Origin of the sequence: Sorangium sp. So ce362 (genome assembly GCF_051519845.1) — a bacterium.
In the GTDB taxonomy this organism is placed as follows: Bacteria; Myxococcota_A; Polyangia; order Polyangiales; family Polyangiaceae; genus Sorangium.
Window position 1 is genome coordinate 10,054,295 of record NZ_CP150332.1, and the last position, 19,875, is coordinate 10,074,169.

A 19,875-nucleotide genomic window follows, 5' to 3' on the forward strand; every position below is an offset into this window, starting at 1 on the left:
CGCTCATTCCTGGGCGGCGTTGGCCGGCTCGACGTTGGCCGGGACCTGCGCCATCGGCCGGCTCCGGATCACGTTGTAGATCGGGATCGGCTTGTCCTTGCCCTTGACCTTGGCGGGCTGGAGCTCTTCGGTCTCGAACCTGCCCCCGAGCTGCGCGTACGTGGTCTCGCTGATGACGATCTGACCGGCCAGCGCGATCGAGCAGAGCCGCGCCGACGTGTTCGCCACGTCGCCGATCACCGTGTAGCTGAGCGCCTTCGAGCTGCCGATGTACCCCGCGACGAGCGGCCCGGTGTGGATCCCGATGCCGACCGCGAGCGGCTGCTCGTCCCGCTCGAGCCGCTCGCGGTTGAACTCGCCGAGCACCTCGCCCATCTTCAGCGCGCACTCCACGCTGCGGACCGCATCGTCCCGGTGGGCGACCGGCGCGCCCCAGAGCGCCATGATCCCGTCGCCCATGAACTTGTCGAGCGTGCCCTCGAACTGGAAGAGGGTGTCGACCATCCGCTCGAAGTACTGGTTCAGCATCACGACCAGCTCCTCCGGCTTCTTGCTCTCGGCCATGCGCGTGAAGCCGCGGATGTCGCTGTTGAAGACGGTGCACTCCTCGACGTGCTGGCCGCCCTGCTTCACGGCGAGCTGACCGCTGAGGACGCGCTCGGCGATGTTCGGCGAGAGCAGCCGGCGCAGCTGCTCGCGCGTGACGATCTCGTTCTCGATCTTCTTCCCGAGGATGTTGATCTCGATGAACATCGCCGCCTGGTAGGCGATGGCGGTCACGAGCTCGAGGTCCTTGGGCTGGAACTGGGCGAGCGTCTCCGAGTCGAGCCAGAGCACGCCGAGCACCTCGTTGTTGTGCTGCAGCGGCGCGACGAGCGGGGCGACGATGGCCGAGCTGATCCGGTTCAGGATCATGCTCTTGCCCTTCGACGCCGCGAAGTCCATCGCCGCGTCGTGCGTCAGCACCGCGGCGCGCTCGTGCACGACGTGGTTCAGGATCGTCGAGGACACGCTGATCGGCGCCGTCGTCCCGTCACGCCGCTGCATGGCCTGCGGCGTGAGCTCGCCGCTCTCGTTGCGCAGGAAGATCACCCCGCGGTCGGCGCGGATGAACTTGAAGACGCTCGTGAGGATCTTCTCGAGCAGCTTCGTCGTGTCGCGCTCGGCGGCGATCTCGCGGGACAGCTCGTGCGACAGCCGCAGCCGCTCGTAGTCCGCGCGCAGCTGGTTCATGTCGTTGGCGATCCGGTCGAACGCCAGGAACCCCTTGTCCACCGCGGCGATCTGCGTCCCGATCTGGCGGGCCTGATCGTTCACGTCGATGCGGGTGCCCTGCGCGACGTACGAGCCGCCGTGCGCCCCCGAGCGCCCCGGCAGCGGCGCGGTCCCGCCCGGCCCGGCGACCAGCGGCGGCGCGTACGGCGGCTGCCGCGTCACCGGCGGCGCCGCCGGCGTGCCCGGCAGCGGCGCCGGCTGCTGCTGACGCGCGTACGGAGGCTGCGCCGGCGCCGGATAGGAGGCTCCCTCGCGCGGCGGGTGTCCGTAAGCCCCCGGAGGCTGCGCCGGCATCGCGCCCTGGTGGTTGACCGCGGGAGGCCAACCCGGGACGAGCGGCGAAGCGACCGGGGCACCCGGGTCGTCGAACCGGCCGCGCGTGGACCCCAGGGCGATCTCGTCCCCGTGCTTCAGCGGCGCTTCGCCCCGGACACGCTCGCTGTTGATAAACGTGCCGTTCAGGCTCCCGAGATCGCGCAGGACGAAGTGATCGCCCCGCTGCTCGATGATGCAGTGCTCCTTCGAGACGATCTTGTCGAGCAGCTGGATGGAGTTGTTCGGGTGGCGCCCCAGCGAGTTCACGGGCCGCAGCTCGATCGCCTGCTGGCCCTCGGCGGTCTGCAGGATGAGGCGGGCCATCGGTCCTGGGAGATTACTCAGCCGGGCACGGACCGACAATCTTTCCGGCCGGAGTCCAGCACCGGCCAAGGTGAGCGACCGCGCGGATCTGCGAGAACGCGCCCGGAATCCAGCGCGATCGCCCAGGGCGGCCTCCGGTGGCCAGAACTGATCAAAAGATCAGTATTCCAGGCCGAGATCCGTGTGGAAGTGTCGCCTGGAACGGCTATGCGCCCACGGGCCGCCGCGTTAGTCGGCCGCATGGATTCCGCGTACCTCCTCGCGATCGATCAGGGCACCACCGGAACGACATCCCTCCTCATGGACACGGCGGGCGCGACGGTGGCCCGCGCCACGCGCGAATTTCACCAGCATTTCCCGGAGCCCGGGCTCGTCGAGCACGACCCGGAGGAGATCTGGCAGAGCGTTCAGGACGCCGTCGGCGAGACGCTCCGGGCGGCGGGCGTGGACGGCAGCGCGATCAAGGCCATCGGCATCACGAACCAGCGCGAGACGACGGTCGTCTGGGACCGCGCGACCGGCCGGCCGATCCACCGCGCGATCGTGTGGCAGGACCGCCGGACGGCGGCGCGCTGCGCCGAGCTCCGCGCCGCGGGCCACGAGCAGGCGGTCGAGGAGACCACCGGCCTCGTGCTCGACCCGTACTTCAGCGGCACGAAGCTCGAGTGGATCCTGGACAACGTGGTCGGCGCCCGCGCGCGCGCCGAGCGCGGCGAGCTCTGCTTCGGCACGATCGACAGTTTCCTCGTCTGGCGCCTCTCGGGCGACGTGGCCGGCGGCTCGCCGGTGCACGCGACCGACGTCACAAACGCGTCGCGCACCCTGCTCATGAGCCTCGCGTCGCTGAGCTGGGACGACGCGATGCTCGCGATGCTCCGGATCCCGCGCCCGCTCCTGCCGGAGATCGTCGGCTCGGCGGGCCGCGTCGCCGCGACTCGCGGCTTCCCGCACCTGCCCGACGGCATCCCGATCGCCGGCATCGCCGGCGACCAGCAGGCGGCCCTCTTCGGCCAGGCCTGCTTCGCGACCGGCGACGCCAAGTGCACCTATGGCACCGGCGCCTTCGTCCTGGCCAACATCGGCGATCGCCCGCTCCGGAGCCGCTTCGGCCTGCTCACCTCCGTGGGCTGGAAGATCGGCGCCGAGGTGGTCTTTGCGCTCGAGGGAAGCGCCTTTATCGCCGGGGCCGCGGTGCAGTGGCTCCGCGACGGCCTCGGCCTCATCAAGAGCGCGGCGGAGGTCGAGGCGCTCGCCCGCAGCGTGCCCTCCAGCGAGGGCGTCACGTTCGTCCCGGCGCTCTCCGGCCTCGGCGCGCCCTACTGGGATCCGGACGCCCGCGGGATCATCTCCGGGGTGACGCGCGGCACGACCGCGGCGCACCTCGCCCGCGCGACGCTCGAGGGAATCGCGCTCTCGGTGACGGATCTCGTGCAGGCCATGGCCGACGACCTGGGCCACCCCGTGCGCCGGATGCGCGTGGACGGCGGCGCCGCCGTGAACGACCTGCTCATGCAGTTCCAGGCGGACGTGGCGAACGTCGCTATCGAGCGCCCCGCCGACCTGGAGACGACGGCGCGCGGCGCCGCAATGCTCGCCGGCGTCGGCGCCGGCCTCTTCCGGACGAAGGAGGACTCGGCCCGCATGTCCCGTGTCGGGCAGAGCTTCCAGGTCGCGATGAGCGAGGCGGATCGCTCCTCCCACCTCCGCCGCTGGTCCGACGCCGTCGCCCGCGCGCGCTCGCAGCACGGATGATCACGCGCCGATTCTCCGAATTTCCACGCTGTTTTCCGCTTGAACCAGGTCTTCCGAAGCTCGCTCCCGAGCCGCCGTCGCGCCCCGGCTCGGCGGCCGAACGGGCTTCCGGATCAAGGAATCAACCCTAGGTTGCGAGAGTTAGGCCCAGAAGCCCCCAACCAGCGTAGAGTGCTATGACGACGGCGCATTTCCGTTCAAACTTGGTGCACTTGAACCGAGGCGCGCGGCCAGCCCACCGCCGCCTCGCTGCTTTCGATGGAGACGAGGAGGACATGTCGACTACCGAGAATGCTTCAGCCGGCGGGACGGCCGTTCGCGACATCCCGATCGACTGGGAGGCGCTGGAGGACGCCTTCGAGAACAACGCCCCAGAGGTGCACTCGTACCTGCACCTCGGCACGGGCGACGTGCTGCGAGTGGTCGACGGCGTGGCCGATCCGCAGATGCACGCGCGCATCGCGGCCGATGCCAACTACCTCCGGATCGATCCCGTGAGCTCCCGCGAGCAGTACCGGTGGATGGAGCGCTACATCCCGATGGTGGAAGACATGGATCTCCAGGCGAAGCTCAGCCAGGCGATCGACGGCAAGGGCGCGTTCCGGCGCTTCAAGGATGTGTTGATGTCCTACGGCCCCGAGCGGGAGCGCTGGTTCGCGTTCCGGAGCGAGCGGCTGCGCATCTTCATGGAGGCGTGGCTGAGCGCCCACGCGCTGAACCCGGTCCCCCGCCCGCTCTGGGTTCCGGAGGCGCCGGCTCGCCCGGAGGCGACCGCGCCCGCGACCCCTGCGGTCGAGGCGCCGCCGCGCGAGCGCGAGCGCGAGCGCGAGGAGGTGCGGGAGCCCCGCCGCGGCAAGAGCGTGGAGAGCCTGCGCAAGAACCTCCGCGACATCGCCGAGGCGCTCGGCCCGCGGGATCTCGACACGCTCACCGCGTTCGCGGAGTTCCTGAAGGCGCGCCGCGCGGCGCGCTCGTTCGCGCACCACTACCACGAGGCCCAGGGCCCGGCGGACGATGAGTCCGGGCCCGCCTCGCAGGAGATCGCGAGCGAGTCGCGCAGCGACACGGCGTGAGGGCGCGCCACCGGCGCCGCGATCGCGGCGCCGGGGCGCTGGCCTGAGGGTGGGACGGAAGGAACGGAGGGGAGCGGCGGGTTCGATCGCCGAGCGGTCTAGAAGTACCAGTCGGTGCGCGCGCCGATGTAGTGGCCGACGGTCGAGCGGACCCTCACGTTCGCGGGGTCCGTGGCATCCGCGAGGCCGAAGGCGCGGATGTAGGGCGACTGCCCGTTCAGGACCGCCGCATCGTTGTAGATGGCGGCCGTGTAGATGAGCTTGAAGTGCGGCCGCGCGCCGGTGCTCAGCTCGCCCGTCGGCACGAGGGTCGGGACGACCGAGAGCTTGATCGCGGTCCCCAGATCCTGCTCGCCGTCCTTGCGACCCTGGAACGAGGCCTCGACGACGGGGTGGAAGTTCTTGTGCGCGAAGATCGTGGCGTTCGCCTGGACCGAGAAGTCCATCTGCTTCTCGTGGGGGCCCGCGGCGACCGCGGCGCCCGTGGCCTCGTACGCCGCCTTCGTGTAGTGGAAGGTGCCGAGGCCTTCGAGGGCGGCGATGTCGCCGATCCGGAAGCCGACGTGCTCGACGGCCTCGATGGCGAAGGAGCCCGCGTAGGTGCCTTCGTCGTTCGGAGCGCCCCAGGTCTGGTACGTCTTCCCACCACCGGCGGCGCCGTTGGCGATCCCGGTGCCGAAGCGCACGGACGTATCGCTCCAGTTGCCCTGGCCGAGCCCGAGGTGGAGCTTCGCGCCGATGACGCCGCCGACGTCACCCTTGCCGTTGTCGGGCGCATCCTGATCCGGCCCCCGCGTCGCGGCCGGCAGGACGTGGAACTCGCCGTGGACCTTGACGTGGTGCTTGGCCTCGCCGCCGAACTCGAACTTGTAGTTACCGGCGAAGATGGTGCGGAAGCGCTCGACTCCGTTGGCGAAGTTGTAGACGGGGGGGCCGCCAAGGGCCTCGTCCGCCGAGCGCCGGTACCCGAGGATGGCGAGCTTCAGGTTCTCGTAGGTGATGCCGCCGCCCTGGCCGCTGAGGTCGTCGAGGTAGAAGTAGTCGCCGATGGGCGCGTACTGCTCGCGGAAGAAGCGCGCGCCGCCCCAGACGCTGAGGCCCGGGACGAGGAAGTTACCGGCCTCGATGTAGGCCTGGTTGAACTGCATCGTGATCGCCTGGCCGTCGTTCGAGCCCGGCTGCATGAACTGCCCGCCGTACTGACGCCAGATGGCGAAGGTCATCTCGGACTTCACGAAGAAGTCCTGCGGTGTCGCGCCCTTCACCACGTGCGCGACGAACGACGGCTCGGAGTAGTCATCCTCTTCGTAGCGGCCGCCGATGCCGAACCCGAGCAGGTTCAACGACTGGCCCTGGGCCTTCTGCCCGTGGAGCGACCACGCCATGCCGAGGCGCGAGTACCAGTGCCACTCGAAGTTCTCGCTGCCCACGGCGTGGGCCGACTTCGGCGCCGCCGTGAGGCAGATAGCGGAGACGGTAACCAGCCCGAGGGCTCGGACTGCGGCGCGCCGACCCGCGATTCGCATGCTGGGAACCGACGACCTGTCTCTCTTAAGTGATGTCATCGAACGACGCTCCTATCCATGTCTCTGGAGTGTGCTTGTGGTGATGGGGAGGTGATTTGGCCAGATGGCCAGCGCGGCAGAGGAAGCGGCCTATCAAGAGAATCTAAGGTTGGCTCTGTGGGACAGAGCCGCCCGCTGCCACACACGTGGGGCTCGCGGGGGGCACAGTTAACAGGAACGTTCTGTTCATGTCAAAGGTCTCCGAAGCACCCACAGCAGTTTGTTGCCTTCCGCGATGCGTTATTATTAAGTAACCGAAATCACTTGTGTTCGCCCACCCTCGCCGCTCCCTGGGCCAGGAGCCGAGGCGCCAAATGACGCATCGCGCCAAAAGCAGCTCGATCTGGATGAAGTGCTGCCGAAAGAATTTACGCGGCGCCTCGCACGTTGCGGCGAGTGCGGCGCGCGCGATGCGGACTGGAAGGCTGCATTCGCGAGCCTCGGCGACGCTGGGCTTTCGTGCGGCGGCGGAGCCACGTCGAGCGCCCTGGCGCGGATTGTTTCGGGACCTCGAACTTGGTTTTTCGTTTCGAGGCGCCGAGGACCGTCATTGACGATCGCGGGCGCGCCGCGCGCCGCGCCCGCGAGAGGCCCCTGCGCGCGCGCGCAGGGCCGGGCGGCGCCGCGCGGCCGCGGGAGAAGCCCGCCTGGGTACCCAATATAACGCAATGCGCCGCAACAGCGTAGCGCGCGACGCAGATCGCGAGCGGGTCAGTCGCGACTGCAGTGTACCGTGGGGTGGACGTGTTTCTGTCCAGGAAGGACGTTACGCGGTCGCCTCGATACACGTCATGTCGCTCGCCGCGTGCGGGCGGCGGCGCTCGGAGGACAGGCACGGTCCCTGGCGCGCGAGGCGCATTGGCGCGGATCGCGGGTCGGGAGAGCCGGTCGCGGTCCGCGCCGGGCGCTCAGCACGGGTCGGCGACTGCGACGCTCACGTCGGTGCTGTCGAGCAGGCGGCTCCAACCGATCTCGTCGAAGGGCTCTGGCGACCGCGCCTTCCGGCGGCTCACGGGTTGTCCCTCGATCTCGAGGGATGGAGTCTACCTGCGTTATCGCTTCTGCTGGCTTCGGGCAGCCCGGCCCGTGGGCTCTGGCTCTGTACCCGCCGCAGGCGCTGCAGGCGCTCCGTCGACGCGGCGTCCTTTCGCTCACGCGTCACTCGCGCGCACGCGCTCGCGTGCTCAGCGCGCGGACACGATGCTCAGGGACACCCGGGCCCGCGCGTTCTGGTAGTACGCGTCGAGCGCCTGGGCGAGCCGCTGCGCCACGTACCAGCGCTTCAGCGCCGGGACGACGTCCTCGTAGCGCTGATCCTTGAACGGCGTGGCGCCGGAGCGCAGGACGAGCTTGAGCTCGAAATCGCTGGGCTCGAGCATCGGCGCGACCATGCGGTCGAGGTACAGGCTCGCGCGCGCCTGGCGGCGCAGCAGCGCGTCCAGCTCGTCGGAGCTCACCCCCTCGGCGACCGCCGCGGCGAGGAGGCGCGCGCGGCCGCGGGCGCGCTGCTCCAGCGCGAACCGGGCCGCCTCGGCGCGCTGCGCCACCTCCACCGAGGTCGGCGCCGGCGAGATCGGCAGGCTGGCGAGCAGCGTCTCGGCGATGTGCCGATCGAGCGCGGCCCGGACGTGCCGGTCCCGGTAGAGCCCGGGCTCCGCGTCGGGATCGGCGAGCGCCTCGATGCGCGCCTCGAAGGCGAGCTCCCGCTCGAAGATGAACTGAGGACGACGCACGCCGCCCGTCTCCGGCGCATGCCAGCGCACGACGACGCGGTCGAGCGGCACGGGAGCCGCCGCGGGCGCCGGCGGCGCGGCCGCGGCGGGCTGGCCGTGGGCGCTCCGCACCGGCGACGCGAGCGCGAGCAGCGCGGTCAGCGTCGAGAGGAGCCCGAGGCGGCGCACGGCGGCAGGCTAGCGCGAACCGCGCCGCGCGTGCCAGGCGCAACCATGGCTCGCGGCAGGATCGGGGCGCAGCTATAGAAGGGAAGTATGTACAGGCAGTTCGCGCTCGAGGGCGAGGTCCACGCCTCGCTCGACTGTGTGCCGCTCTCGGTGCGGCGAAAGCTGGACCTCGCGGAGCTCAAGATCTCGCTCGCGGGATGGCAGGCGCTGTCGCGCGCGGAGCGGCTCGCCCTGTGTCACCTGCCGGTCGACACGGACGAAGAGCTCACCGTCTACGCCGACGTGCTCCGCGGCTTCGCGGCGCGCGCCGGGGTCGACCTCACCCCCCTCGCGGGCGCGCCGGTGCGCCGCGCCGCCTGGGACGCGGAGAGCGTCAGCGCGCGGCTGCGCGAGCGGCTCGGCCCGGACGGCGCGCTCGACGACGCCGCGCTCGGCCGGCTGGCGGGGCTGACCGAGGAGGAGCGCTACGCGATCGTCAAGCTCGCCGATCCGAAGCGCGGGCCCGAGAAGCTGCGCGCGCTGCTCGGCGAGCTCGGGCTATCCCGGGGCGACGGCGACGAGGGGCCGCCCGGCTGAGCCGCCGCGCGGCGCCGCCGTCGCCGCTCGAGCCCATGCCCGTCGCGCTGACCTCCGCCAGGGCGGAGCGTCCGCGCGCCGCGCTCACCACTTCACCATGACCTTCGCCGGGTTGACCTCGGCGGTGACGCGGGGGACGTCGACGAGCACGTCGAGGAAGTCGCTGCCCGGCTGGCTCATGTCGAGCTGCGCCGCCTTGGGCTCCACGCGCGCCATGATCGAGTCGGGGTTGACGGCGCTCACGTCCTCCGGCGTCCCCGTGATCCTCACCTGCACCACGGCCGGCGTGACCGTGGCGCGCGGGATCCCGACCACCTCGACCTTGCGATCGAAGGTCCGCGTGGCGAGCTCGCGCCCGATCTCGAGCGTCGCCATCACACTGTCGACGTCGTACGTCACGAGCTTCGGCGGCCGATCGAGGGCGAGCTGCCGCTGGTAGGTGCCTTCGGTGAGCCCGCTGATGTCGAACGGCGCGGTGCGCGCGAGCTGCATCACGTCGACCACCGAGCGCGGGCCGCGGGCGTTGACCGCCGGCGGCTCGACCGAGACCATCCCCTTCACGAGGAACCCCTGCGCCGCGTCCCCCGTGCGCGGCACGTGCACCGGGATGGCCCGCACGACCACGTCGTCCCAGCTGAGCTCGATCGTCGACGGGTAGATCTGCTCGACCACCAGCCCCGCGGGCACGTGAAAATCCGAGGGCTCGAGATCGTAACGCGTCACCGTGCCGTCGCGGAGGTCGAGCCGCAGCGTCCCGAGGCTCTCGGCGCGCAGGTCGTCGAGCTGGGTCCGCGGGCCCTGCACCGTGATCGCGACCTCGTTCGGGATCTGCGTCATGAGCTGCCGGTTGCTCGACTCGGGCGGGAGGATCGAGACGACGCTGAGCATCAACGTGCGCTGCGCGTTCTCCGCGCCGTGGATGAAGGCGTAGAGGCACAGCGCGAAGGTGATCGAGAGGAGCTTGAGGCCGAGGTTGTCGAACAGCGCCGAGCGGAGCGCCTCACGGATGCCGGCGAGCGTCATGGCTCATCTCGCGGAGGCATCCCCTCCGCGCTCCCCTTGGACGCGGCGGCCGTCGCGACCTGCCCCGTCGGAACGAAGGTGCGCTGCGATGGAACCGGGGAGTCCGTCGCGGCCGCCGCGGTGGCGTCGACAAGCGCCGGCCGGCCGCGCTCGGACGGGCGATCCCCGTCCTGCGAGGCGGTGGTGCTCCCCGGGCTCCGCGCGTCGGCGCCGGGCCCCGCCGCGGCGCGGAGGTCGGCGCTGGACCCCGGCGTCGTGCGCGCATCGGCGCCCGAGCGCATCGGCGTGGAGGTCGTCGTCATCCGCGCCGCCAGCCGCGCGTCGGCCTCGCCGGGCGGCTTGATCATCGACGATGTCTTCGTGATCGGCGCCGCGGGCTTGGCCTCCATCGGCGCCGGCTTCGCCGCGGCGGCGGCGGCGGGCTTGCCGGGCTGCTCGAGCCCCTGCGCGGCGGCGCCTTGCGCGGGGCTCACCGCGGGGCCGCGCGCCGGCGGCGTCGGCAGGCTCGCGCGGCCGCTCTGGGCCACCTTCTTCGCGAAGCGCCGCCTGCGCGACGAGCGGCCGAAGAGCCCGAGCAGCGCGTGCCGCAGCGACTGGCCGTCCAGGTTCGAGACGATGTTGCCGCTGAAGCAGAAGCTGATCGTGCCGCGCTCCTCGCTGACCACGACCACGACCGCGTCGGTCTCCTCGGTGATGCCGAGCGCGGCGCGGTGCCGGGAGCCGAGGCTCGCGTCGAGGATCTTGGTCTCCGGCATCGGGAAGAAGACGCCGGCGCGCGCGATCTTGAGGTCGCGGATCAGCACCGCGCCGTCGTGCAGCTTGTTCACCGACTCGGGGACGAAGAGCGAGACGAGCAGCTCCCGGGTCACCACCGAGTCGATGTGGATGCCGTCGCTCTTGACGAACTCCAGCACGTTGGCGTCCTGCTCGAAGGCGATGATCGCGCCCATGCGGTGACGGGCGAGCTCGGTCGCGGCCGCGACGACCTCGTCGATGACCCGCGACTGCTGCTCGCGGCCGCTCGTGAACCAGTTGCTGCCGCCCACGCGGATGAGGGCGCGGCGGATGTCGTTCTGGAAGACGACGACCACGATGAGGATGATCGACGAGAGCAGCCACGAGAGGAGGTTGAGGAGCGTCGTCAGGCCGAAGACCTTCGCCCCGAGATAGATGAGGAAGACGATGCCGAGCCCGAGGCCCATCTGCATCGCGCGGGTGCCGCGCAGCACGAGCAGCGCGCGGTAGACGACGTAGGCGACGATGAAGATGTCGACGAGGTCCCGGACGACCTGCGTCACCGGCCTCGCCGAGAAGAGGCGGAGGAACCCATCAACCATCGCCGCGCGCCCCCAGGGCGAGGGGTGCGCGGGCGCCGCGGCGGTCGCCCGGGCCCGCGCGCTCGATCGCGCGCATCACGTCGAGCGCCTGGCGCACGGGGCCGACGTCGTGGACGCGCACCGCCGCGGCGCCGCGCGCGGCGCAGGCGAGCGCGGCAGCGACGGTGCCGCCGAGGCGCTCCGGGGGCGACGCCGGCGGGGCGCCCGCGCGGTCGCCCCGCGCCGAGGCCTCCGCCGCCGCGGCGCGCGCGAGGAACGACTTGCGGCTCGGCCCGACGAGCACCGGAAAGCCGAGGGCGCACAGCTCGTCCAGCCTGGCGCACAGCTCGAGCGACTGCCGCGCGTTCTTGGCGAAGCCGAGGCCCGGGTCGAGGACGAGCTCGCCCTTCGGCAGGCCCGCCTCGAGCGCCCGCTCGGCGGCGCGCGACCACTCGCGCGCCACGTCGGCGACGACATCGCCGTAGGCGTCGTCCGGGTAGGCGGAGAAGCCGGCCATCGCCGACATCGAGCCGCGGCTGTGCATGAGCACGAGCGACGCGCCGCGGCGCGCGCAGAGCGCGCCGAGCTCTGCCGCGCTGTCGAGCGAGATCGTGTTGACCACCGCCGCGCCGTCGTCGAGCGCGCGCGCCGCGACGACGGGAGAGGTCGTGTCGATGGAGACGACGGCCCCCCTCCTCACCGCGGCGCGGACGCTCCCGCCGATGCGCGTGATCTGCTCGTCGTCCGCCACGGGCTGCGCACCCGGTCGCGTCGACTCCGCGCCGATGTCGATCATGTCCGCCCCCTCGGAGAGCATCGCATCGATCTGCGCGAGCGCCGTCCCTTCATCCGCGAAGCGACCGCCGTCGGAGAACGAGTCCGGCGTGCGGTTCAGTACCCCCATGATCACCACGCACCCGCGGCGTTCGAGCAGCATGCGCAGCGGGGACATTTCCTGTGGGTAGCAACTTTTGCGCCGAACGGCAATTGTCTGCTCGAATCGATGTTTACCGGGAGCAATTGGAACATCGCGAGGGTGATCCGGCGCCGACGCTCGGCGTCGCCGGCGTGGCCGGCGGGCGCGCGCCGGCGTTGGACGGCGCGCCGGCGCCGACATTCGCGCCCGGGTCGCGCGCCGCGCGACGCTGACTCGGCCGCGCTTCTTTGCTAGGGTCCCGCCCACACCTTGACATCGGCGACCGCCCGCGGCCGTCGGTGGCGGCGGGGCGACGCGCGAGCGCGCCCCGTCAACCGTTTCTCAAGCTGTATCCAGCGGACGAGACCGAGCGGTTCCATGCTGCGCACGCGTATCCGGGCAGGTCCCCTCGCCGGCTTCGTCTTGAGCGTCCTCTTCGCGGCGCTCTTCGCCGTGCTCTGCGTGGGCGAGCTCTTGATCCCGTCGCTCGCGCCCGAGATGGGCGAGCCCGCGCCGTTGACGCTGCGGGTCCCGTACGGGCCGCGGATCGTGCGCGACAGGCACGACGGGAGCTTCACGCTCTCGTACGAGCACGCGCGCGTCATCGTGCCGCGCGGCACGGTCCTGTCGGAGCACAACGAGGACCACGACGCCGCGATGGCGTACGAGACGGTGCGGCGCATGCGCCAGCCCGGGCTCGGCGCGCGCGTCGCGAGCACGTACGTCATCTATCTCATCGTCTGCCTGATGCTGACGGTCTACCTGCGTCGCTTCGGGCAGAACCGGGTGCGGCTGCTGCGCACGCAGGTGGGCATGTTCGTCCTGATGACGGGCTCGCTCATCGTCGCGAAGCTCCTCTTGCTCTTCACGGCGCTTCCCGAGTTCTGGATGCCCGTCGCCGCGCTCCCGCTCTGGGTTGCGATCGCGTTCGATCGGCGGACCGCGTTCCTCGTCGAGGTGGGCGTCGCGTTCATCGCCGCGTCGCTGCTCCGGTTCGACGTGGTCCTCCTGTCGGTGCTGCTCGTGCGCGGCATCGCCGCGACCATGTTCTTCTTCAAGCGCAAGGGCTCGCGGCAGCTGCTCGTCGCGGGCAGCCTCGCGGGCCTCGCCGGCGCGATCGGGTTCGTCGCGCTGACCGTGCTGTTCGAGGGCAGCTTCGACCTCGTCGCGGATCTGAAGCGCGGGTTCGGGTCGAACGTGCTGGCCTGCATCGGCGGGGGGCTGCTCGTCGGCGTGCTCGGGCGGGGCCTCAGGGAGCCGGCCGAGCGGGCGATGGGGCACGTGCCCCGCGACAAGCTGCTCGACCTCACCGATCTGGAGCAGCCGCTGCTCAAGAAGATGGCGGCGGAGGCGCCGGGCAGCTGGGAGCACGCGCGCGCGATGGCGAACCTCGCCGAGGCGTCGGCCGCGGCGATCGGCGCCGACGCCCTGCTGACGCGCGTGGGCGCCTACTACCACGACCTCGGCAAGACGGTGCAGCCCAAGTATTTCATCGAGAACCTCGCGCCCGGCGAGCGCTCGCCGCACGAGGATCTCGATCCGGAGGTGAGCGCCGACGCCATCATGGCGCACGTCGTGATGGGCACGAAGATCCTGCGGGAGGGCAACATCCCCGAGCCCGTTGTCGAGTTCGCGTACACCCACCACGGCACGCAGGTCGTCGAGTATTTCTGGCACAAGTGCGTCGAGCAGGGGAACCCGAAGGACCTGACGCAGGAGCACTTCCGTTACCCCGGCATGAAGCCGCAGACGAAGGAGACGGCGATCCTGATGCTCGTCGACTCCATCGAGGCGGCGTCGCGGACCATCTGGCCGCCCGAGCACAAGAAGTTCGAGGAGATGATCCAGCGCGTGATGTTCTCGAAGCTCGCGTCCGGCCAGCTCGATCAGTCCGGGCTGACGATCGAGGACCTGCGCATCATGACGAGCCGGATGGCGTCGACGCTGGTCAACATGTACCACGGGCGCATCAAGTACCCCTGGCAGCGCGAGAGCGATCGCGCCGGGCACACGCCGGCGCCGCCGACGGTCACGCCGCGCCCCGCGACGGCCACGCCCGTGCCGTCTTCCGGCGCGGTGGGGCGGGACGGGAGCGCCGCCCCGCCGCCCGCCTCGACGGCGCGGGGCGCGGCCGCGGCGGCGCCCGCGGTCAGAGACGACGCCGGGGGGGCCGCGAAGGACGAGAGCCCAGCGGAGTCCGTGCGGACGCCGAAGAAGACGCACTGAGCAGGCCGCGCGGCTCACGCGGAGGCGCGACGGCCTGCCCCTTGAAAGGACGGTCCGATGCCCCCGACGATCGAGCAGAGCTTCATGAAGGCCCTCTTCCACGGCATCATCGCCGAGGACATCATCTTCCCGTACCCCGAGCTGCCCGCCGAGGAGCGGGAGGCGACGTCGATGATGCTCGACAGCGTGCGGAGGTTCTTCGCGTCGAGCGTCGACAGCGCCAGGATCGATCGGGAGCACGCCATCGACCCCGGCCTCTTGGCCGAGCTGAAGAAGCTCGGCCTGATGGGCCTGCAGATCCCGTCCGAGCACGGCGGCGTCGACCTCAGCAACATGGCGTACGCGCGCGTGATGCAGGAGGTCGGCGGGCTCGACGCGTCGATCGCCGTCACGCTCGGCGCGCACCAGTCGATCGGCTTCAAGGCGATCCAGCTCTTCGGGACGGAGGACCAGCGGCAGCGCTACCTCCCGAAGCTCGCGACCGGCGAGTGGATGGCGGCCTTCGCGCTGACGGAGCCGGGCGCCGGCTCCGACGCGGCGGCGATCAGGACGCGCGCCGAGGTGTCGGCCGACGGCTCGTACTACACGCTGAACGGGTCGAAGATCTGGATCACGAACGGCGGCTTTGCCGATGTCTTCACGGTGTTCGCCCGGACCTCCGCGCTCGAGGAGGGGAACAAGCCGAAGCTCACGGCCTTCATCGTGGAGCGGGGCATGGGCGTGAAGAACGGCCCGGACGAGCAGAAGCTCGGGATCCGGGGCTCGTCGACGACGGAGCTCTTCTTCGACGACGTGAGGGTGCCGCGCGAGAACGTGCTCGGCGACGTCGGCAAGGGCTTCAAGGTGGCCGTCGAGGTGCTCAACAACGGGCGGCTCGGGCTCTCGGCGGGGTGCGTGGGTGCGTGCAACACCCTGATCCGCCTGGCGCTCGACAGGGTCCAGGAGCGGCGCGCGTTCGGCCGGAGCATCGGCGATTTCGGGCTCATCAAGGACAAGATCGCGACGATGCTGGCGCACACGTACGCGCTCGAGTCCATCACCTACCTGACGGCGAGCCTCGTCGACGCCAAGGTCCCGGACTTCTCGATCGAGAGCGCGATCTGCAAGGTCATGGGGAGTGAGACGCTGTGGTTCGTGGTCAACGAGACGCTCCAGATCGCGGCCGGCATCGGATACATGCAGGATTATCCCTACGAGCGGCACCTGCGCGACGCGCGGATCAACATGATCTTCGAGGGGACGAACGAGATCCTGCGCTGTTTCATGGCGCTCTCCGGGATGAGCGGCCCGGGCAAGGCGCTCGCGGACGTGGCGAAGGCGATGCGAGAGCCCATCAAGGGCTTCGGCCTGCTCAGCGACTTCGCGCTCCGCAAGGCGCGGTCGGTGCTCGGGCGCGAGCGGATGTCGAAGGCGCACCCGCTGCTCAGCCGGGAGGCGGTGATCTTCGAGGACTACACGGCCGAGCTCGCCACGCACAGCGAGGACATGCTCCGGAAGCACGGGCGCGAGATCGCCGAGATGCAGTATGCGCAGCGCCGCATCGCGGAGATGGCCATCGACCTCTACTGTATGGCCGCGTGCATCTCACGCACGACCCGGGCCATCGAGCGGCGCGGCGAGGAGGGGGCGCGGCGTGAGATCGACCTCACAACCGTGTTCATCGGCATGGCGCAAAAGCGGCTCAGGCAGCATGTCGCGGACTTCCAGAAGAACGACGACGAGCTGCGCAAGGCCATCGCGGTGCGCGCCTATGCGGATCGCGCCTACCCGTTCGATATTCTCTGATCGCCCCCCGGCGCACCTCGGCTGACATCCAGTTACACGGAGTCACCTCCAGGGACACGAGCGCCGCGCCGCTCCGGCGCACGCCGTCGACGCGCTCGCCCGCGCGTCACACGCAAGATGCGTATCGATCGAGTCCAAACGACACGCTCCATTTCAGGAAGTTTTCACCGCACGACCTGGACGGATTGCGATATCATCTACTGGGAGTAGCGTTGGCGTAGACCCTTCACAGGAATCGGGTGATCACTTGTCCCAGGCCTGGGCATCGGGTGGCAGGTGCGGAGCCATGAAGGAGACTGCTGAAGGTCGGGCCGTCATGGAGAAGTATCGCCTCGAGCGCCGGCTCGGCGGCGGTGGCATGGGCGACCTCTGGCTGGGCTTTGACATCAAGCTCAGGCGGCGGGTGGTCATCAAATTCATCCGGAGCTTCGCCGCCACGGAGCCGGAGCTGGTCGCCCGCTTCGAGCGTGAGGCGCGCGCGTCCGCCCGCGTCCGCAGCCCCTACGTCATCGAGACGTACGATTACGGGGTCGATCGCGGCTGCGCGTTCATCGTCATGGAGTACCTCGAGGGGGAGGACTTGAACCGCCGCCTCGAACGGGAGCCGAAGCTCCCGCTCGCGCAGGCGGCGCTCCTGTTCACGCAGCTCGGCAAGGCCCTCGATGCGATCCACGCCGCGGGGGTGATCCACCGGGATCTGAAGCCGGGGAACATCTTCCTCACGTGCTCGGGCGGCGATGAGCTGCTCAAGGTGCTCGATTTCGGCGTCGCGAAGTCGTCTTGCTCGCGCGACCGGATCACGAAGACAGGCATGGTCCTCGGGACCCCCCGGTACATGAGCCCCGAGCAGACCATGGCGCCCAGGCAGGTCGATTACCGGAGCGATCTCTGGTCGATGGCCGTGATCCTCTACCGCGCGATCACCGGCCAGTGCCCTTTCGCCGGCACCAACATCAATGAGCTGGTCAGGCACATCTGCCAGACCTCGTTCCCCAGGGCCTCCGAGCTCGCGCCGGAGCTCCCCCCCGGGGTCGATGCGTTCTTCTCCCGGGCGTTCGCCTTCGATCCCGACGCGCGGCACCAGTCGGGCAGGGAGATGATGGAAGCGTTCACCGCGCTCCTCCCTGCGCAGACGCTGGCCTCCATGCGGTCGCTGGAGGCGCTGCGCGCGATCCCCGGCGCGCCGCCGTCCGAGCGGAGCGCCATCATCAAGCGGGCTGCGCTGGGCGCGCCCGCGGCCCCGCCTCGCTGCGCCCTGGATCAGACGACCATGGCCGCCATGCTGGCGACGCCGGCGAACGATCTCGGCGGTGCGCCGGAGACGGGCGAAGCCGACCCTGCCCCGGATGACCGGCAGAGCGAGGTCGTGCTGGACAGCCGTGTCCTGCCGCCGCTTCGGGTCCCGTGGCTGGTCGCGATCGTGCTGCTCCTCGCGGCCGCTTCGGTCGTTTGCCACAGCATGGCCCAGGGCGCGTCCTGGTCGCCGGATACCGCGGAGAGCCCGGCGTCGATGGCTCCGTGACCCGGCGGGGCGTCGCGGCGGTCGCCGCGCCGACCTCGCGACGGCGACGCGGAGCGCCAGGCGCTGTCGGACCCGCGTGACGACCGCGCCTAGCGCGCGTCGGTCGTGACGACCGCGCCTAGCGCGCGTCGATCCTGGGCGCCTCGGTGATGCCGGACATCCACCGGAGCCTCGGGGCGCCCTCGTCGACCCAGCGGTCGCGCACCCGGCGCGCGAGCTCGGGGTGCTCGCTCGCCTTCACGGCCAGCACGGACACGAGGCACGTCCCCGGCCACGACTCGTAGACGGCGATCGCTCCGGCGTACTCGTCGCTCGCGAACACCGACGCGATGCTGCCGTCGAGTACCTTGAACACGAGCGGCCGCACCTCGCCGTCGATCTCCTGCGTCGTCCGGATGATCTGCGCCTCCCCGAGCCGCACGCCATAGCCGTCGGCGAGCGCCGCGTTCTTCGCCCAGAACTCGTCGAGGCAGCTGTCGGGATCGCTCGGCCCCGCGGTGCTCGAGTAGAGGACCGTCAGGGCGGCGTAGTGCTCGTCGCCGTACCGGAAGGTCGCCCGCGTCGGATGACTCCAGACCCGCACCCGGCGCCAGCTTTGCCAGTCGACGAGCGGCACCTCGAGCGTGTTGAACCGGTCCCGCCGCCTCCCCCACGGCTCGGCCAGCAGCCGCTCGAGCGCGGCCCGCTCGGGGTCGGCCGCGTCGCCCCCCGGGTTCTCGCGGGTGATCGACCCGGGCGTCGGGGGCAACCCCGGCGGCCTCGACGGGGGGGTGCTGCTGCAGGCGGTGACGGCGAGGAATGCGAGGAGAGGGACCGCCGACGCGATCCCCCAGCCTGTGGAAGAGCGCGCAGTCGGCCTGGAGCAGAGCATGGGCAACACGAGCCTCGGCAAGCGGTTCTCAGCGACGGCAGTCCCGCGAGCGGATCCCGCAGCGCCGCTACAATCGGACCTCGCGCATCGCGATTTTATTCTTGTCGAAGACGCCCAGCCCGAACTCGCCCGCGATGCGGATGTACGAGGGCTCCCGGCTCGCCTCCTTGAGCGTGGGCAGCCCGTTCTCCTTGCGCCACGTCTCGACCACGCCCCAGCCGATCACATCCATGGCGACCGGATCGGTCGTGGCATACACCGACTCGTGAAGGACACGCCGCTTCGGGTTCTTGTCGAGCGGGCCCTGGTCGTAGATGAGCTTGAAGCCGTCCGTGATGTGCAGGCGGACACGGCTCTTCACGACATTCTGCGCGTAGAGCTCGGCGATCTGCGGGCTCGCCGTGTGCTGGTGGAAAGAGTGCGGGTTGATGGTCGCGCCGTGGGTGATGTTCTTGAGGCAGCCGGTGTAGCCGCAGATCGAGTGGTCCTTGATCAGCGAGACGTTGATCACCGCGGTCGCCTCGGTGAAGGGGCGGACGAACTTGGTGGGGATGCCAAAGACCGAGATGCTCGGCATCACCGCGTCCTTGTTCTCGTGCACCGCGGCGCGGATCCCGGCCGGGAACTCGGCGGCCGGCTTGGCGGCGCGGTCGGCGCAGCGGGTGCCGGCGAGGAACGAGGGGTACTGCTCGAAGATCAGGACGTTCTCCGCGGGGACGCCCGCCGCGATCACCCCGCGCACGATCTCGAGCACGAGCTCCTTGTTTGTGGCCATGGTCGCGCCCTTCTGGCCGGCGATCCCGTTGGCCTTGATCGCCACGCGGTCGTCCCTGTGGACGAAGCGGCCGAAGGCGGCGCCGAGATCGCTCCTCCCGGTGAGCTCCGCCATGGCCCGCTCGAGCATCACCTTCGCCGCGGACGCCTCGGGCCACAGGCCGTTCGGCTGCATCGAGTTCGACTTCGTGACCTTCACGATCTTCCCGGGAATGGAGAGCGGCGTGAAGCCGGGAGGCGGCGTGGCCGCGAGGCTCGGCGGCGCGTCCGCGAGCGCTGCGGTCGGGCCCAGGAGCACGGCGCCCGCGGTGCCGGCAGCGAGGCCGCCGAGGAAGGCTCGGCGCGAGCGACCCGCTGGGCCGGGATCAACAAAGCGACGGGGATCGTGGGGCATGAGACCTCGTGGTGAGCGCCTTGCGGCGGGGTGGATGCCGCCGGGTCGCCGGGCGCCCGGGGCGCTGATGGTAGCCGAGCTTCGCGCTCGAGACACGGCGCCCGTCCTCCCCCCCGGGGGCGCCGGCCTGCCGGCGGCGGCGCCCGTCCTCCCCGGGGGGCCGCCCGGGCTCCCGGGAGGCGGGATCGACCGTACCGTTGCGCCTCCGCCATGGCGGCGCCACGCCGGGGAGCGCCGGACGCCCGCGATTTGCCCAGGGTTTCAGGC

General features: G+C 70.8%; 14 protein-coding genes. 6 read left to right on the top strand and 8 right to left on the bottom strand.

What is annotated here, in order from left to right; all coding sequences use genetic code 11:
* Positions 1-3: 3 nt before the first annotated feature.
* On the bottom strand, positions 4-1,914 hold the full coding sequence (locus WMF17_RS38735; protein ID WP_437646034.1) for an adenylate/guanylate cyclase domain-containing protein: 1,911 nt from the start codon (positions 1,912-1,914) through the stop codon (positions 4-6).
* A gap of 240 nt (positions 1,915-2,154) precedes the next feature.
* On the opposite strand from WMF17_RS38735, the gene glpK reads away from it, so the two are divergent.
* Complete coding sequence (gene glpK, locus WMF17_RS38740; RefSeq protein WP_437646036.1) at positions 2,155-3,666, top strand: glycerol kinase GlpK; 1,512 nt, start codon at positions 2,155-2,157, stop codon at positions 3,664-3,666.
* 275 nt (positions 3,667-3,941) lie between these two features.
* On the top strand, positions 3,942-4,739 hold the full coding sequence (locus WMF17_RS38745; RefSeq protein ID WP_437598454.1) for a UPF0158 family protein: 798 nt from the start codon (positions 3,942-3,944) through the stop codon (positions 4,737-4,739).
* Between the two features lie 98 nt (positions 4,740-4,837).
* Here the strand turns inward: WMF17_RS38745 and WMF17_RS38750 are convergent, their stop codons facing one another.
* Together WMF17_RS38750 and WMF17_RS38755 are read right to left on the bottom strand one after the other, a co-directional pair.
* Complete coding sequence (locus WMF17_RS38750; RefSeq protein WP_437646038.1) at positions 4,838-6,265, bottom strand: carbohydrate porin; 1,428 nt, start codon at positions 6,263-6,265, stop codon at positions 4,838-4,840.
* 1,223 nt (positions 6,266-7,488) lie between these two features.
* Positions 7,489-8,205: a hypothetical protein gene (locus WMF17_RS38755; RefSeq protein ID WP_437646039.1), complete on the bottom strand. Its 717-nt coding sequence runs from the start codon at positions 8,203-8,205 to the stop codon at positions 7,489-7,491.
* Positions 8,206-8,292: 87 nt separating this feature from the next.
* Here WMF17_RS38755 and WMF17_RS38760 point away from each other — a divergent pair, with 87 nt between their 5' ends.
* Positions 8,293-8,781 carry a nitrate reductase associated protein gene (locus WMF17_RS38760; protein ID WP_437646041.1) on the top strand — a complete coding sequence of 163 codons (489 nt, stop codon included), beginning with the start codon at positions 8,293-8,295 and terminating at the stop codon, positions 8,779-8,781.
* Between the two features lie 84 nt (positions 8,782-8,865).
* On the opposite strand, the gene WMF17_RS38765 is transcribed toward WMF17_RS38760, so the two are convergent.
* From WMF17_RS38765 to folP, 3 genes are read right to left on the bottom strand one after another with little or no spacing between them, the layout of a single operon-like run.
* Entirely contained in the window at positions 8,866-9,804 is a 939-nt protein-coding gene (locus WMF17_RS38765; protein ID WP_437598461.1) for a CdaR family protein, read from the bottom strand.
* On the bottom strand, positions 9,801-11,141 hold the full coding sequence (gene cdaA / locus WMF17_RS38770) for a diadenylate cyclase CdaA (RefSeq protein ID WP_437646043.1): 1,341 nt from the start codon (positions 11,139-11,141) through the stop codon (positions 9,801-9,803). Before cdaA ends, WMF17_RS38765 begins: the two co-directional genes overlap by 4 nt.
* Positions 11,134-12,072 carry a dihydropteroate synthase gene (gene folP, locus WMF17_RS38775; protein WP_437646045.1) on the bottom strand — a complete coding sequence of 313 codons (939 nt, stop codon included), beginning with the start codon at positions 12,070-12,072 and terminating at the stop codon, positions 11,134-11,136. The genes cdaA and folP overlap by 8 nt, the downstream gene beginning before the upstream one ends.
* 342 nt (positions 12,073-12,414) lie before the next feature.
* Between folP and WMF17_RS38780 the strand changes: the two genes are divergently transcribed.
* The 3 genes from WMF17_RS38780 to WMF17_RS38790 all read left to right on the top strand — a co-directional run bounded on the left by WMF17_RS38780 (position 12,415) and on the right by WMF17_RS38790 (position 17,569).
* Positions 12,415-14,262, top strand: a complete 1,848-nt coding sequence (locus WMF17_RS38780; protein WP_437646047.1) for an HDIG domain-containing metalloprotein — start codon at positions 12,415-12,417, stop codon at positions 14,260-14,262.
* 57 nt (positions 14,263-14,319) lie between these two features.
* A complete protein-coding gene (locus WMF17_RS38785) occupies positions 14,320-16,047 on the top strand; it encodes an acyl-CoA dehydrogenase family protein (RefSeq protein ID WP_437646049.1) in 1,728 nt (575 codons plus the stop codon).
* Positions 16,048-16,363: 316 nt separating this feature from the next.
* Positions 16,364-17,569 carry a serine/threonine-protein kinase gene (locus tag WMF17_RS38790; protein ID WP_437646051.1) on the top strand — a complete coding sequence of 402 codons (1,206 nt, stop codon included), beginning with the start codon at positions 16,364-16,366 and terminating at the stop codon, positions 17,567-17,569.
* A gap of 118 nt (positions 17,570-17,687) precedes the next feature.
* Here the strand turns inward: WMF17_RS38790 and WMF17_RS38795 are convergent, their stop codons facing one another.
* Both WMF17_RS38795 and WMF17_RS38800 read right to left on the bottom strand, forming a co-directional pair.
* The gene (locus tag WMF17_RS38795; protein WP_437646053.1) at positions 17,688-18,317 is read right to left on the bottom strand and encodes a hypothetical protein; all 630 of its coding nucleotides are present in this window, start codon (positions 18,315-18,317) and stop codon (positions 17,688-17,690) included.
* A 190-nt stretch (positions 18,318-18,507) separates the two neighbouring features.
* A complete protein-coding gene (locus WMF17_RS38800; protein ID WP_437646055.1) occupies positions 18,508-19,512 on the bottom strand; it encodes a DUF362 domain-containing protein in 1,005 nt (334 codons plus the stop codon).
* Between the last annotated feature and the right edge of the window lie 363 nt (positions 19,513-19,875).